Source organism: Nonomuraea fuscirosea, assembly GCF_035917475.1.
Lineage (GTDB): Bacteria > Actinomycetota > Actinomycetes > Streptosporangiales > Streptosporangiaceae > Nonomuraea > Nonomuraea fuscirosea.
Genome location: NZ_CP109074.1, coordinates 8,032,466 through 8,047,544, shown reverse-complemented (window position 1 = coordinate 8,047,544; position 15,079 = coordinate 8,032,466). Strand labels below are relative to the sequence as shown.

Genomic DNA, 15,079 nt, shown 5'->3' with positions numbered 1-15,079 from the left:
CGGATCCTGCTACGTGACCAGCCGCCGCTCAAGGCCGTCGAGCACAGACAGCAGACCGAAGTCGAAGGCGACCGCCCGCATCACCCGTGGATCCTCGTAGGTGTCCATGTCGATGCGTTCCAGCATGTCGGGAAAGTCGGCGGCGGCCTTCATCACCTGCGCGCGCATGGCGTCGGCGTCGTACTCGCCGTCGACCATCGTGGCGTTCCAGGCGATCTCGGGCAGCGTCATGCCGTAGATGTAGGCGGTGAACGTGGCCACGGCGTAGTCGACCTCGTAGCCGGTGAAGCCGGCCAGCTTGAACGTCTGCCGCATCCGGTCGGCGACCCGCATGGCGTTGGGCCCGAGCGCGGGCAGCCGGCCGAGCAGGTGGGCGATCCACGGATGGCGCAGCATCACCTGGCGCACGCTGTGGGCCGTCACAGAGGCCGCCTCGCGCCAGCCCACCTCTTCCGGGTCGGGGGCGGTGATCGCGCCCCATGTCGCGTCGTAGGCCAGTTCGAGGAGCTCGTCCTTGTTGGCGACGTACCAGTAGAGGCTGGTGGCGCCCGCGCTCAGCTTGGCGCCGAGCTTGCGCATGCTCAGCCCGTCGATCCCCTCCTCGTCGAGCAGTTCGAGCGCGGCTCTGACGATCTCCTCCCGGCTGCGGCCGGGGCTGGTGGCCTTACGTGGCTCGCGGAGCCACACGGAGGAGTACGCCTTGCCTGTCATACGTCCAGCCTAAATCCACTCGCACACTGTACGAGGACTGTCGTACAGTGTGCGAGTGAACTCGAACACTGTACGAGATCCCCGTCGCTGGTGGATCCTCGCCGCCTTGTGTCTCGCCCTGCTGGTCCTGGTCATCGACAACATGGTGCTCAACCTGGCCATCCCGTCGCTGAACCAGGAGATGGGCGCGACCCCGTCCGACATCCAGTGGATCATCGACGCCTACGTGCTGGCCTTCGCCGGGCTGCTGCTCACCGCGGGCAGCCTGTCCGACAAGTACGGCCGCCGCCGCTTCCTCATCATCGGCCTGGCCTTCTTCGGCGGCGCGTCCCTGCTCGCCGTGCTCGTCACCGAGCCCTGGCAGCTCATCGCCGCCCGCTTCCTGATGGGCGTCGGCGGCTCGCTGGTCATGCCGTCCACGCTGTCGATCCTGATGACCGTCTTCGACGACGGCGAGCGGCGCAAGGCCATGGCCGCCTGGAGCGCCGTGGCGCTGGTCGGCATGGTGTCGGGCCCGACCCTGGGCGGCTTCCTGCTGGAGCACTACTGGTGGGGCTCGGTCTTCCTGCTGAACGTCCCGATCGCCGCCGTCGCCATCGTGGCCGCGGTGGTGCTGATGCCCGAGAGCCGCAGCGCCGGGCGCACGATCGACCCCGTGGGCGCGTTGCTGTCGATCGCGGGCCTGACCGCGGCCGTCTACGTGATCATCGAGCGCGAGTGGAACATCCCGGTCATCGCGCTCGCGGTCGTCGCCCTGGGCGCCTTCGTGCTCTGGGAGCGAGGCAGGGAGGAGCCCATGCTGCCGCTGCACCTGTTCGCCAACCGCAACTTCAGCGGCGCGTCGTTCTCGATCCTGCTGATGTCGTTCGGCGCCGGCGCGGTCATGCTGATGCTCACCCAGTACCTGCAGTTCGTGCTGGGGTACGGGGAGATGCAGGCGGGGCTGGCTCTGCTGCCCTACGCCGTGGCCGCCGCGATCTTCAACGGGGTGGGCGCCGGGCTCGGGAAGCGGCTCGGCAACCGGGTGCTGGTCGCGGCCGGGCTGCTGCTGATGGCCGGCGGCTTCGCCGTCATGGCGCTGACCACCGGGTATCCGGCGCTGCTCACCGGCCTGGTGATCATGGGCATGGGCGGCGGCCTGGCCGGTCCCTCGGCCTACGCCTCGCTCATGGGCGCCATCCCGATCGAGCACGCCGGCGTCGGCTCCGCGCTGAACGACACCGTCCAGCAGGTCGGCATGGCGCTCAGCATCGCGGTCCTGGGCAGTGTCCTGGCCGGCCGTTACACCGCGGAGATGCCCGCCGGCCTGCCCGCGGTGGCGCGCGAGTCGATCGGCGGCGCGCACGCGGCCGGCCTCGGCGAGGTCGCCGACCAGGCCTTCACCTCGGCCATGCACCTCGGCGCGTGGGTGGGCGGCGGGTTCTGCGTGGCCGCCGCGCTGCTCGCGTTCAGCGTGCTGCGCCCGGCCGCGCCGGCCGCCGCGGCTCCGGAGCCGGCCCAGGTCTGAGCCCGCTCACGGGTTTGCAGGGTGTAAGGCAAGACTTCTCCCCTCCGACATGTTGCAGGAGCAGGTCGGTCCCAGAAAAAGGGATACTCGGTAACATGTCGGAGCTTCTCGCGCGCCACCGGGCAGTGATGCCCAATTGGCTGGCCCTCAACTATCACGACCCCATCGAGATCGTCAGTGGCAAGGGCAACCGCGTCATCGACGCGGACGGCAAGAGCTACCTCGACTTCTTCGCCGGGATCCTGACCAACATGATCGGCTACGACGTGCCCGAGGTGCGCGCGGCCGTCGAGCGCCAGCTCGCCACGGGGGTGGTGCACACCAGCACCGTCTACCTGCTGCGCGGCCAGGTCGAGCTGGCCGAGAAGATCGCCCGGGTGTCCGGCATCCCCGACGCCAAGGTGTTCTTCACCAACTCCGGCACCGAGGCCAACGAGACCGCGCTGCTGCTGGCCACGTACGCGCGCAAGAGCGATCAGGTCCTGGCCATGCGCCAGAGCTACCACGGGCGCAGCTTCGGCGCGATCAGCGTCACCTCGAACCGCTCGTGGAAGAACAACTCGCTCTCCCCGCTCAACGTGCACTTCCTGCACGGCGCCGACCGGCACCTCGTCCAGTTCAAGGGTTTGTCGGACGCGGACTACATCAAGGCGTGTGTGGACGACCTGCGCCACGTGCTGGCCACGAGCGTCTCCGACGACGTGGCCGCGCTGATCGCCGAGCCGGTGCAGGGCGTGGGCGGCTTCACCATGGCCCCCGACGGGCTGTTCGCCGCCTACAAGGAGGTCCTCGACGAGCAGGGCATCCTGTTCATCTCCGACGAGGTGCAGACCGGGTGGGGACGGACCGGCAGCTCGTTCTTCGGCATCGGGAACCACGGCGTGACCCCCGACATGATCACCTTTGCCAAGGGCCTGGGCAACGGCTTCGCGGTCGGCGGCGTGGTGGCGCGCGGCGACCTCATGGACGCCCCGCACGCCGTGGGCCTGTCCACCTTCGGCGGCAACCCGATCTCCATGGCCGCGGCCAACGCCACCCTCGACTACGTGCTCGACCACGACCTCCAGGCCAACGCCGCGCGTACCGGCGAGATCATCATCAGCGGGCTCAAGGCCGCCGCCGGGCGCCTGTCCGTGGTCAAGGGCGTGCGCGGCAAGGGGCTGATGTTCGCGGTCGAGCTGGAGACGCCAGCGCAGGCGGGCCGCTTCATGGAGCTGACCAAGCGGGCGGGCCTGCTGGCGGGCAAGGGCGGCCTGTACGGCACCGCCATCCGGATGGCCCCGCCCCTCACCCTCACGGTGGAAGAGGCCACCGAGGGCCTGGGCATCATCGTCACGGCCCTGGAGACCATCGACGCGGAGGCGGCAGCTCAGTGAAGTCGGTCAAGCACTGGATCAACGGAGCCCTCGCCGACGGCGACCCCGCGCGTACCGCGGAGCTCTACAACCCCGCCACCGGCGAGGTGAGCGGCCACGTCGCGCTGGCCTCCGCCGCCGACGTGGACGCGGCCGTCGCGGCGGCCGTGGCCGCCTTCCCCGCCTGGCGGGACGCCTCCCTGACGAAGCGGGCGCAGGTGCTGTTCCGCTTCCGCGAGCTCATGTACGCCCACCGCGACGAGCTGGCCGCGCTCATCTCCGCCGAGCACGGCAAGGTGCACTCCGACGCGCTCGGCGAGGTGGCCCGCGGCCTGGAGGTGGTGGAGTTCGCCTGCGGGATCCCGCACCTGCTCAAGGGCGGCTACTCCGAGGGCGTCTCGACCCGGGTGGACTCCTACTCGATCCGCCAGCCGCTGGGCGTGGTGGCCGGCATCACGCCGTTCAACTTCCCGGCCATGGTGCCGATGTGGATGTACCCGATCGCCATCGCCTGCGGGAACGCGTTCGTGCTCAAGCCGTCGGAGAAGGACCCGTCGGCCTCGCTGCTCATGGCCCGGCTCTGGCAGGAGTCGGGACTGCCCGACGGCGTCTTCTCCGTGGTGCAGGGCGACAAGGTCAGCGTGGACCGGCTGCTGGAGCACCCGGACGTGCGCGCGGTGTCGTTCGTCGGCTCCACCCCGATCGCCCGGTACGTCTACGAGACCGGCACCGCGCACGGCAAGCGGGTCCAGGCGCTCGGCGGCGCCAAGAACCACATGCTCGTGCTGCCCGACGCCGATCTCGACCTGGTGGCCGACTCGGCGGTGTCGGCGGGCTTCGGCTCGGCGGGGGAGCGCTGCATGGCGATCTCCGTCGTGCTGGCCGTGGACCCGATCGGCGACGAGCTGGTGCAGAAGATCGTCGAGCGGGTGGAGCACCTGGTGGTCGGCCCAGGCGACGACCCCGCGTCCCAGATGGGGCCGCTGGTCACCGGGCCGCACCGCGACAAGGTGGCCTCCTACCTGGACCTGGGCGTCGAGGAGGGCGCCAAGCTGGTCGTGGACGGCCGCGAGACCACGGTCACCGGCGGCGGCAAGGCCTCCGAGACCGCCGGCTTCTGGCTCGGCCCCACGGTGCTCGACCACGTGCCCGCCGGGTCGCGGACGCACACGGACGAGATCTTCGGCCCCGTGCTGTCGATCGTGCGGGTCTCCTCGTACGAGGAGGGCCTGAAGGTCATCAACGACGGCCTGTACGGCAACGGCACCGCGATCTTCACCAACGACGGCGGCGCGGCCAGGCGCTTCCAGAACGAGGTCGAGGTCGGCATGATCGGCATCAACGTGCCGATCCCCGTGCCGATGGCCTTCTACAGCTTCGGCGGCTGGAAGTCCTCGCTGTTCGGTGACACGCACGTGCACGGCACCGAGGGCGTGCACTTCTACACCCGCGGCAAGGTCGTCACCTCCCGGTGGCTGGACCCCTCGCACGGCGGCGTGAACCTGGGCTTTCCCACGAACGGGTGAGCGGCGTTCACGGGCGGGAGCGAGCGACGGCCGCTCCCGCCCGTGCGGGCGCTGCTCCTGTTCAGCCCGGCGCCGGCCCCGCGCAGCACGGCGGCGCTTCAGCGTCGTCCCCGGTAAGCTCATGCAGACAAACCAGGGGGCACCAGGGGGCATCGTGAATCGTCGTCGTACTCACGCCATGACGTGTGCCATGGCGGTCGTCACGACGGCGCTGGTCGCCGGTGTGGGTGCGGCCCGGCCCACCCCGCCGCAGGGCGGCCCCGCCGCCAAGCCCGCTCCCACCCGTACCGCCACACACACGCCCACGCCCACTCCGACGCCCAGTGCCACGCAGCTCGACGGCACCCTGCAGATCCTCACCTACCGCGGCTACGCCGAGTACGGCGGGGTCACCTCCAAGGTCAACTGGGTGGGCTCGTTCGAGAAGGAGACGGGCTGCCGGATCGCCCGGCTCGACACCGCGCAGACCGCCGAGGAGCTGGCCGCCAGGGTCGGCGATCGCCCCTACGACGTGATCACCGCCGGGCCGGCGCTGGCGGGCGACCTGATCCAGCGCAAGCTGGTGCAGGCCGTCGATCCGGCCAAGGTGAGCGGCTACCAGGACCTCGACAAGCGCTTCCGCGACATGACCACGGTGTCGGGCAAGGTCTACGGGGTGCCCTACCTGTGGGCGTACCACGAGCTCGTCTACGACCGGTCCAAGGTCGGGGGCGGCACGCCGGAGCAGGTGTTCTCGTCCGGGCGGACGGCGCTGCGCGACAGCCCGATGACGATCGCGGACGCGGCGCTGGCCGAGGGGTCGGCGAAGGATCCCTACGAGCTGAGCGTGAGCGAGCTCGACCGGGCCATGGCGCTGCTCGAACGCAACAAGGAGCGCACCTACTGGCGCAACCCGCTCGACCTGATCAAGGGCTTCGCCACGGGACGGCTCGACTACGCCCAGGTCACCCCCTACTACCGCCTGCTGCTGCAGCAGGCGGGCAAGCCGATCTCGGTGCTGCCCGAGCGCCGGACGACCGGCTGGGTCGACTCCTGGATGCTGGGCGCCAACCTGCCCGACACCACCTGCGCCTACCGGTGGCTCAACTGGATGACCGCGGCCAACGCCCAGCGCGACGCGGCGGCCTGGGCCGGGATGGCGCCGGCCAACGACAAGGCGTGCAAGGGGCGGGCCAGGCTGATGTGCGAGACGTACGGGGTGGGGGAGGACAAGCGGCTCGACCGGGTGGATTTCGCCGTCCGGCCGCCCGGGGGTTGCGCGGCGGATGACGGGGAATGCACTGATTATGCCGCCTGGGCCAAGCGCTGGCAGGAGCTGCTGGCCAAGTGAGTGAGGGCATCGATCCCCCACGTTGACCGGGCCGCGGACCCGCCCTGTCCCCCGCTGGGCGAGGCCCGTCAAGAGGCGCCCCGGGCCTTCCCCCCGTCCCGGGGCGTCTCGGCGTTCCGCACCGAGACGGTGCTCAGGCCGAGACGGTCAGAAGGGCGGTCAGCGGGAAGGGAAGGCCACGACGGTGGCCATGGGGGCCGGCAGCAGCGCCTCCGCGCAGTCGCCGCAGGCCAGGACGGCCGAGTCGTCGGGCAGGCAGCCCACGCGCACGCGGGGCCGCGGCCACCGCTTGTGACAGACGACGCAGGCGTCGCCGTCGCGCTGGGCCGCGGACAGGCCCTCAGGGTCGAACGTCAACATACCTCGCGCCGTTCTGGTCGGACCCCAGTTCATCACGCTCCCAGCAGCCATCGCCCCTCCGTATGTCGGAACCGTTATAACCCTGACCGAGGCCATGAGCGTCCTGCTGCGCGTCAAGTCAGGGTGAATTCTCTACCCGAGTAGCGGCGGTTACACCACAAAAACGGGCATCCAGCCGCAAGCTGGGTGCCCGTTTCGTTGGGTTTCGTCGGCGCTAGAGCGCGGCGACGGCCTTCTCCAGGATCCCGAGTCCCTCCTCCAGGAGATGCTCGGGGATGACGAGCGGCGGCAGGAAACGCAGCACGTTGCCGTACGTGCCCGCCGTGAGCACCAGCAGTCCCTCCGCGTGGCAGCGCTTGACGATCTCCTGGACGGCGGCCGGGTTCGGTTCCTTGGTGCCGGGCTCGACCAGCTCGATCGCGATCATCGCGCCGCGTCCGCGCACGTCCCCGATCACGTCGAAGCGCTCCTTGAGCGCCTCCAGCCGGGGCAGCATGATCTCGCCGATCCGCCGCGCCCTGGCGACCAGGTCCTCGGCCTCGATGGTCTCCAGGACGCCGAGCGCGGCCTCGCAGGCGAGCGGGTTGCCGCCGTACGTGCCGCCCAGCCCGCTGGCGTGCACCTTGTCCATGATCTCCGCCCGCCCGGTGACCGCGGCCAGCGGCAGGCCGCCCGCGATGCCCTTGGCGGTGGTGATGATGTCCGGTACGACGCCCTCGTCCTCGCAGGCGAACAACGTCCCGGTACGCGCGAAGCCCGTCTGCACCTCGTCGGCCACGAACACGATCCCGTTCGCCCGGCAGAACTCCGCGATCCGCGGCAGGAACCCCCTGGCCGGCACGATGAACCCGCCCTCGCCCGCGATCGGCTCGATCACCACGGCGGCCACGTTGCCCGCGCCGATCTGCTTGGTGATCAGGTCGATGGCCTGCTCGGCGGCCTCCTCGGCGCAGTTCTCCGGCCCGCCGGGCCAGCGGAACGGGTAGGCCAGCGGCACCCGGTACACCTCGGGGGCGAACGGGCCGAAGCCCTGCTTGTACGGCATGTTCTTGGCCGTCAGCGTCATCGTGAGCAGCGTGCGGCCGTGGTAGCCGTGGTCGAACACCACGACGCCGGGCCGGCCCGTGGCGTGCCGGGCGATCTTGACCGCGTTCTCCACGGCCTCGGCGCCCGAGTTCACCAGGAAGGTGCGCTTGTCGTGGTCGCCGGGGGTCAGCTCGTTGAGCTTCTCGCACACCTGCACGTACGACTCGTACGGGGTGACCATGAAGCAGGTGTGGGTGAACTCGGCCACCTGCCGCTGGACGCGCTCGACGACCTTGGGGGCGGCGTTGCCGACGTTCGTCACCGCGATGCCGGAGCCGAAGTCGATCAGCGAGTTCCCGTCGGCGTCCTGCACCACGCCGCCGCCGGCGCGGGTGACGAAGACCGGCAGGGTGGTGCCGATCCCGGGCGGGACGGCGGCCAGCTTGCGGGCCAGCAACTCCTGCGACTTGGGGCCTGGGATCGCGGTCACGACGCGCCGCTCCTGGGGAATGCTCATGGCTTCGACGCTACGGCGGGCTCTCATCTGGGCCGATACGTCGATATGGCACACTGAGGAGTCTCGTCTTAGCCGGAATGGACAAAACTTCTATGCCGCCTACGCTGCGGACCGTCGTGCGCCGCATGAACCTCCGGCCGCTGGCCGGAACCTCGGCGCCCGGGGTGTTGGAGGCCGCGGTGCGCTGGGTGGCGGTCAGCGAGCTCGCGGACCCGACGCCGTACCTGGAGGGCGGGGAACTGCTGCTGACCACCGGCATGCGGATGGAAGGCGACCAGTCCCACTATGTCGCCCGCCTCGTCGCGCGTGGAGTGGCGGGGCTCGGCTTCGGCGTCGGAGTCTCGCACGAGGAGACGCCGCCCGCGCTCGTGACGGCCGCGGAGCGGGCCGGGCTGCCGCTGCTGGAGGTGCCGCGCGAGACACCGTTCATCGCGGTCGGCAAGGCCGTCAGCGAGCTGCTGGCCGCCGAGCAGTACGAGGAGATCAGCCGGGCCTTCGCCGCCCAGGGCCGGCTGACGCGGGCCGCGCTGCGGCCGGAGGGCATGCACGCGGTCATCGACCGGCTGGCCAGGGAGGTCGACGGCTGGGCCGCGCTGCTGGACGAGTCGGGCGAGGTCCGCCACGCCACCCGGGGCGCCCGACCGGAGGCGGTCACCCACGAACTGATCCGGCTCCGGGGCGGCCGGCCCGCCGAGCCGTCCGGCCGCCGCAGGGAGATGCCCGGCCCTCGTGCCGAGCCGTCCGGTCGCCGTGGCGAGACGTTGGCGCGGCCCGTCGAGGCGCGCCGTGGTGAGCCGGGCGGGCGGGGCGGTGCGCGGGTGCCGTCGAGTCTCGCGTTGTCCGCGCCCGGCGAGCACATCGTGGTGCTGCCGCTGGGCGGCGGGGGCCGGCCGCGTGGCTTCTTCGCCGTCGGGGCGCGGCACGCCTTCACGCCGGTCGCGCACACGGTGATCAACGCCGCGGGTTCGCTGCTGACGCTGGCCATGGAGCAGGGCAGGACCCGGCTGACGGCCGAGCGGCGAGTCCGTGCGGCCGTGCTGGAGCTGCTGCTGGCGGGGGATCGCGAGCGGGCCCGCGTGGTGCTGGAGCCGCTCGGCGGACGCCTGCCCGAAGAGCCCTTCGTGGTGCTGGCGGCGCCCCCGGAGGCCGTGGAGGCCCTGGAGCCGCACGGTTTCACGGCCCTGCACGACGGCCCGCCCCCCGTGCCGGAACGCGGCCGAGCGTCGGCCGGGGCATCGGCCCAGACACCGGGCGGAGCGCCGGGGCGGGCATCGGCTGGGGCAGCGGGTCGGACGGCGGGTCGGACGGCGGGTCAGGCGGGGCACGTGGTGGTGGCGTTGGTCGCGCATGAGGTGGCTCATGGGGTGGCGCAGGAGGTGGCGGGCGGTGCGGAGGTGCCGGTCGGGCTGAGCCGGCCGGCCGGATACGCGGTCACCGGCCTGAGCACCGCGCTCGATCAGGCCAGGCGCGCCCTGCAGGCCGCTCGGAGCCGCGACGTCGCGGCCCGTGAGGCGGAGGGGGAGGGGCCCGGAGCGGGCGGGGCGAAAGACAGGGCTCAAGGCGGGGCAGGGCGCGGGGGAAGGGGTGGCGCGGGGCAGGGGTCCGGATCAGTGGTCGGGTTCGATGAGCTGGCGGGTCAGGGGCTGCTGGGACTGCTCGATCCGGCCGCCGCCCAGGCGTTCTCGGCCGCCGTCCTGGCCCCGCTCACCGCGTACGGCTCCAGGGCCGACCTCGTGGCGTCGCTGCGCGCGTACCTGGAAGGCAACGGTCACTGGGAGACGGCGGCGCAGCGGCTGGGCGTGCACCGGCACACCCTGCGCTACCGCATGAGACGGGTGTCGGACCTGCTCGGCCGCGACCTCGACGACCCGGGCGTGCGCGCCGAGCTGTGGCTCGCCCTGGAAGCGGCCGGCCACCCGGCTATTTCGGCTTCTCCACCAGATAGCAGCAGATAGTCGCCATGGTCACGGCCTCGTACGTGCGGCCGTCGCGCAGGTGCCCCGCCCGCTCCAGGCTGATCGCCCCCTGAGCCGCGGCCCACAGCGCGTCGGCGATCTTGCGCGGCTGTGTCGGGATCAGGTGTCCGGCCGAGATGCAGTCGGCGATCACCCGGTCGAGCATGTTGAGCGCGGCCCTGGCCAGAGTCCTGGCGCGCTCGCTCGGCTCGAAACCGGGGATCGCCCGTTCGAACATCAGGCTGTAGTAGCCGGGCTCGGACAGGCACGCCTGCCGGTAGGCGGGCCCGAGCGCGTAGAGCTGCTCCAGCGGGTCGCGCCGCTGCGGCACGGCCTCCATGAAGCGGCGGAACCGCTCGAACCCCTCCAGGTAGAGCGCCTCGGCCAGGCCCTCCCTGTTGCCGAACATCGTGTAGATGACGGTCGTCGTGCAGCCCGCCTCGGCGGCGATCCTGCGCATGGTCAGGCTCTCGGGCCCGTCGGTGTTGAGCAGGTTGACCGCCACGTCGAGGAGGCGGGAGCGAAGCTCGTCGTGAGTGGCGCGCTCACCAAGGAGGTAGGCGCCCTGCAGCCCCAGCGGCACCGAGGTCATGAGACCCCCCTCGTGCCCGAGGACCGGCCCAAGGACCGGCTCTGCGTCCTTGTGACCTCACGTTGTTCGGTCACGGGGCCCACGCCTTTCTGATCGGGGGCCCACCGCGCTGGAGACCCGCACCCGATGACTTAGCCAAGGCGGAGATCGCTCAAACCACTCCGCATGGTAAACATCCCGAATTAGGTCTACTTCTGTTACATCGTGGGTATACAACGGAGCTTGTACTTAACGGTGAGCCCTCGTGAGGCTCTTGTGCAACGTGGTGTAAATCCCCGGCCCACAGCTTGGCATAACGTCGAGGTATGGACGTGCGTACCTTCTGGCTGGCCGGCCGCGCCGCGACCGGGGACACCGAGCTCACTGTCACCAACCCCCATGACGGCCGCGAGGTCGCCCGGCACTCCGTGCCGACCGACGCCCAGGTGGAGGAGGCCGTCGCCGCGGCCCACGCGGTGGCCAGGGAGGCCGCCGCGCTGCCCGTGCACGTACGGGCCGAAGCCCTGGCCCACGTCTCGCGCCGGATCGCCGAACGGGCCGAGGAGATCGCCCAGCTGATCACCGCCGAGAACGGCAAGCCCATCGTCTGGGCCCGCGGCGAGGTCGGCCGGGCCGTGGCCACGTTCCGGTTCGCCGCCGAGGAGACCCGGCGCTGGTCGGGCGGCGTGCAGCGGCTCGACACCGAACCGGCGGCGGCCGGCCGGCTGGCCTACGTCTCGCGCGTGCCCCACGGCCCCGTGCTGGCGATCACCCCGTTCAACTTCCCGCTCAACCTCGTCGCGCACAAGGTCGCCCCGGCCATCGCGGTCGGCGCGCCCGTCATCGTCAAGCCCGCCCCTGCGACGCCGCTGTCCTCGCTCCTGCTCGGCGAGATCCTGGCCGAGACCGATCTGCCCGCCGGCATGTTCTCGGTGCTGCCGATCGAGAACGAGCGCGCCTCCGCCCTCGTCCAGGACCCCAGGCTGCCGGTGGTGTCGTTCACCGGCTCGGCCCCGGTCGGCTACGCCATCGCCGACCAGGTGCCGCGCAAGCACGTGACGCTGGAGCTGGGCGGCAACGCCGCCGCGGTGGTGCTGGCCGACGCCGACCTCGACTGGGCGGCCCAGCGCATCGCGCTCTACTCCAACTACCAGGCAGGCCAGAGCTGCATCGCGGTGCAGCGGGTGATCGTCGAGCGCCCGGTCTACGACGCGTTCGTCGAGCGCCTGGTCCCCGCCGTCGCCGGCCTCGTCACCGGTGACCCCGCCGACGAGAAGACGCAGGTGGGGCCGCTGGTCTCCGAGGCCGCCGCGGCGCGGGTCGAGCAGTGGGTCCAGGAGGCGGTCTCGGCCGGCGCCAAGGTGCTGGCCGGCGGCACCCGCGAGGGCGCCACCGTCGCCCCGACGGTCCTGGCCGACGTGCCGCACGACGCCAAGGTCGCCTGCGAGGAGGTCTTCGGGCCCGTCATGATCCTCCAGCCGGCCGCCTCGATCGACGAGGCGTACGCGATGGTCAACGACTCCAGGTACGGGCTGCAGGCCGGGGTCTTCACCCGGTCGCTGGACGCGGCCTTCCGGGCGAACCGGGAGCTGGAGGTGGGCGGCGTGATCGTCGGGGACGTGCCGTCGTACCGGGCCGACCAGATGCCCTACGGCGGGGTGAAGGACTCGGGAGTCGGGCGCGAGGGGCTGCACTCGGCGATGGAGGACTACACCTACGAGAAGGTCATGGTGCTGACCGGGCTGAGCCTCTGAGGAAGCTCCCGACGTGAGCCGCGGGGGGCCGTCACCCGGCCGGGTGACGGCCCCCGGTCATGCGTTCTGGGCCGTGCCGTAGAGGGCCTTGATCGTCTGGCCGAAGTACGGGCCGTACATCGTGCGCCGGTCGTCGCTGTACTTGAAGCTGCTCAGCGACATGATCGTGCCCTTGCCGGTGGCCGGGTCGAACTTCGTCATCCAGGGGCCGCCGCTGGAGCCCGCGGTCATGTCGCAGCCGAGGCCCTGGTCGCGGCTCTGGCCGTACGGGTCGTTCTTGAGCCGGCCCGCGCAGTAGACGAGGTGACCGCCGTCGTACGGGGGGTCGGCCGGGTAGCCGAAGCCGAACGCCTGGCCGCCGCGCCCCGCGTCGAACGCGATCTCCTGCGTGCCCACGACGTCGGCCACGTGCCTGCCGTGCGAGGTGGCCAGCGCCACCATGCCCACGTCGTAGTCGTCGTCGCCGCCGCGTGACCAGGGGCCGGCGACGAACATGCGACGGGCGGTGTACTGGCCGTACGGGTGCGTCCCGCGCGTCCCGTACCCGGGGACGAACGTCCAGTTCGCCGCCCACGCGCCCGCGCCGTCCTTGACGCAGTGGCCGGCCGTGACCACGACGTCCCTGTTGGCGCTCCTGACGGTGCTGGCCGAGCAGACGAAGTCGGCTCCTGCCACGGTCAGGAACACCCGGCCCGTCGTCCTGGAGACCAGGCCGCCGGTCATCCAGCGGGCGCCGATCGTGCTGGTGTCGGGGCGGGCCGCGGCCATCCGGTGCGTGCCGACGAGCTCGCGCGGGACGGTCAGGTCCGCCTTGCGGCCGGTCAGCTCGGGGGTGGTACGCAGGTCCGCGTCACCGGTGAGCCCGCTCAGCAGGCCGTCGTCGGTCACGATGTCCAGCAGCCCGATCGGCAGGGCCTTGGCCATCCGCTCGGGCGTCCAGTAGTCGAGCACGCGCCGCTGGTCGGCGGCGGTTCTGGCGGCGACGTGCTCGACGATGTCGCCGGGCGCGGCCGCGTTTCGGGCCGCGCGCCCGGTGACGTGCCCGGTCATGCGCCCGCCCGTATGGGCGGGCGCCTGGGCCGGCGCGACGGCCGGCCGGTCGGCCTGCTGGGCGGCGGGGGCCGCGCCGATGAGCGCGGGGCCGATCAGCCCTGCCAGAAGCGGGGCCGCCGCAAGCAGGGGGGTGCTCAAGGTCATGGCCCCCGAGTGTGCACTACGAGATGTGTTCTTGTGACTACTTTCGGTAAATTCCTTAGAGTGCGTTGGTGCTTTGTGCTGCTTGGTAGACGGCTTGGGCCTCGTTCCCGAAATAGGGGCCGAACATCCAGTTGGTGGCGAAGTTGTATTTGAAGCTGTTGACGGAATTCTGGGTGCCGAGACCGGTCGACTCGTTGAAATTCAGCATCCAGGGGCCGCCGCTGGATCCGCCGGTCATGTCGCAGGTCAGGCCCATGTCCTTGGAGGCGAGGAAGTCGTCGAAGGTGCGGCCCGAGCAGTAGACGAGCTTCGAGCCGTCGTACGGGGCCGCCGCGGGGTAGCCGAAGGCGTACATCTGCCGGCGTCTTTGCTGGTTGAAGGCCACGCCCTGGCCGCCCACGGCGTCCACCAGCGTCTTGCCCTCCAGCGGCGCGACCACGGCGGCGGCGACGTCGAAGTTGATGTCCTCGCTCGCGTTCCACTGCTGCGTGGTCAGCAGCCTGGTGGCGGGCCAGGTGCCGAAGGGGCGGTCGCCGGCGGCGTAGCCCGGGACGAAGACCCAGTTGGTGTGGAAGGCGCCGTTCATCTTCACGCAGTGGCCCGCCGTCAGCACCACGCTCTTGTTGGCGCTGGTCACCGCCGTTCCCGAGCAGGAGGCGTTGCGGCCCTGGGTGGTGAAGAAGATCCGGCCGGTGGTGCGGGCGACCGCGCCGCCGCGGGTCCACGCCGCGCCGCCGCTGCGCGCCGCCTGGAGGTCCACGTCTCCGCCTGACCCGCCGCGGGTGGGTGGAGCGGTCCAAGAGCTGCCCTGCTCGGGCGCGTCGGCCGTCAGCCCGGCCTTGGGTTTGGGCGCGTCCAACGGCTTGGCCGCCTCCATCCGCCGCTCCGTCCAGTACGTCATGACCTGCCGCCGCTCGGTGGCCGTGTCGGCGGCGGCCCGCTGAGCGGGCTTCGGCCCCGCCGGCGCCTGCGCCTGCCCATGCACCTGCGCCTGCGCCTGCGCCGGGCTCGCGCTCGCGGGGAGCGGGGCCGTGGCGGTGGCGGCGGTGATGGCGGCGGCGCTGAGCGTGGCGGCGGAAAGCAGGCGGAATTTGCGTTGCATTACGTAACCTCCCTAAACCGGACCTGGGCCTAGGAAGGTAGCGGGCTTAATATCCAGATTTCTCAAGATTTGCTCATACCGATATAGCTATATTCCGGCACAAATGAACTCCCTTATCACGTGTCACATAAGGAGGTCATTTCTGGGGCCTGGGGTCCCGCGTGCCCG

General features: G+C 71.3%; 12 protein-coding genes. 6 read left to right on the top strand and 6 right to left on the bottom strand.

The genetic code is table 11. The annotated features are described in order from the left end of the window. Positions 1 to 9: 9 nt before the first annotated feature. The gene (locus OIE67_RS36530; RefSeq protein WP_326629100.1) at positions 10 to 711 is read right to left on the bottom strand and encodes a TetR/AcrR family transcriptional regulator; all 702 of its coding nucleotides are present in this window, start codon (positions 709 to 711) and stop codon (positions 10 to 12) included. Between the two features lie 55 nt (positions 712 to 766). Between OIE67_RS36530 and OIE67_RS36525 the strand changes: the two genes are divergently transcribed. From OIE67_RS36525 to OIE67_RS36510, 4 genes are all read left to right on the top strand, one after another. Then, a complete protein-coding gene (locus OIE67_RS36525) occupies positions 767 to 2,218 on the top strand; it encodes an MFS transporter (protein ID WP_326629099.1) in 1,452 nt (483 codons plus the stop codon). Positions 2,219 to 2,313: 95 nt separating this feature from the next. Next, entirely contained in the window at positions 2,314 to 3,594 is a 1,281-nt protein-coding gene (locus OIE67_RS36520; protein ID WP_326629097.1) for an aspartate aminotransferase family protein, read from the top strand. Then, positions 3,591 to 5,099: a CoA-acylating methylmalonate-semialdehyde dehydrogenase gene (locus OIE67_RS36515; RefSeq protein ID WP_326629094.1), complete on the top strand. Its 1,509-nt coding sequence runs from the start codon at positions 3,591 to 3,593 to the stop codon at positions 5,097 to 5,099. The genes OIE67_RS36520 and OIE67_RS36515 overlap by 4 nt, the downstream gene beginning before the upstream one ends. Before the next feature lie 190 nt (positions 5,100 to 5,289). Then, a complete protein-coding gene (locus OIE67_RS36510) occupies positions 5,290 to 6,429 on the top strand; it encodes an extracellular solute-binding protein (protein WP_326629093.1) in 1,140 nt (379 codons plus the stop codon). 159 nt (positions 6,430 to 6,588) lie between these two features. On the opposite strand, the gene OIE67_RS36505 is transcribed toward OIE67_RS36510, so the two are convergent. Further along, complete coding sequence (locus OIE67_RS36505; protein ID WP_106234948.1) at positions 6,589 to 6,789, bottom strand: hypothetical protein; 201 nt, start codon at positions 6,787 to 6,789, stop codon at positions 6,589 to 6,591. Between the two features lie 214 nt (positions 6,790 to 7,003). After that, entirely contained in the window at positions 7,004 to 8,332 is a 1,329-nt protein-coding gene (gabT, locus tag OIE67_RS36500; protein WP_326629091.1) for a 4-aminobutyrate--2-oxoglutarate transaminase, read from the bottom strand. A gap of 92 nt (positions 8,333 to 8,424) precedes the next feature. On the opposite strand from gabT, the gene OIE67_RS36495 reads away from it, so the two are divergent. Beyond that, the gene (locus tag OIE67_RS36495) at positions 8,425 to 10,287 is read left to right on the top strand and encodes a PucR family transcriptional regulator (protein WP_326629089.1); all 1,863 of its coding nucleotides are present in this window, start codon (positions 8,425 to 8,427) and stop codon (positions 10,285 to 10,287) included. Here the strand turns inward: OIE67_RS36495 and OIE67_RS36490 are convergent. Beyond that, the gene (locus tag OIE67_RS36490; RefSeq protein WP_106234953.1) at positions 10,253 to 10,879 is read right to left on the bottom strand and encodes a TetR/AcrR family transcriptional regulator; all 627 of its coding nucleotides are present in this window, start codon (positions 10,877 to 10,879) and stop codon (positions 10,253 to 10,255) included. The genes OIE67_RS36495 and OIE67_RS36490 overlap by 35 nt on opposite strands. 305 nt (positions 10,880 to 11,184) lie before the next feature. Here OIE67_RS36490 and OIE67_RS36485 point away from each other — a divergent pair, with 305 nt between their 5' ends. After that, positions 11,185 to 12,612: an aldehyde dehydrogenase family protein gene (locus tag OIE67_RS36485; protein WP_326629087.1), complete on the top strand. Its 1,428-nt coding sequence runs from the start codon at positions 11,185 to 11,187 to the stop codon at positions 12,610 to 12,612. Between the two features lie 57 nt (positions 12,613 to 12,669). Here the strand turns inward: OIE67_RS36485 and OIE67_RS36480 are convergent, their stop codons facing one another. Together OIE67_RS36480 and OIE67_RS36475 are read right to left on the bottom strand one after the other, a co-directional pair. Beyond that, on the bottom strand, positions 12,670 to 13,809 hold the full coding sequence (locus OIE67_RS36480; RefSeq protein WP_326629085.1) for a trypsin-like serine peptidase: 1,140 nt from the start codon (positions 13,807 to 13,809) through the stop codon (positions 12,670 to 12,672). Between the two features lie 55 nt (positions 13,810 to 13,864). Beyond that, on the bottom strand, positions 13,865 to 14,911 hold the full coding sequence (locus OIE67_RS36475) for a trypsin-like serine peptidase (protein WP_326629083.1): 1,047 nt from the start codon (positions 14,909 to 14,911) through the stop codon (positions 13,865 to 13,867). Between the last annotated feature and the right edge of the window lie 168 nt (positions 14,912 to 15,079).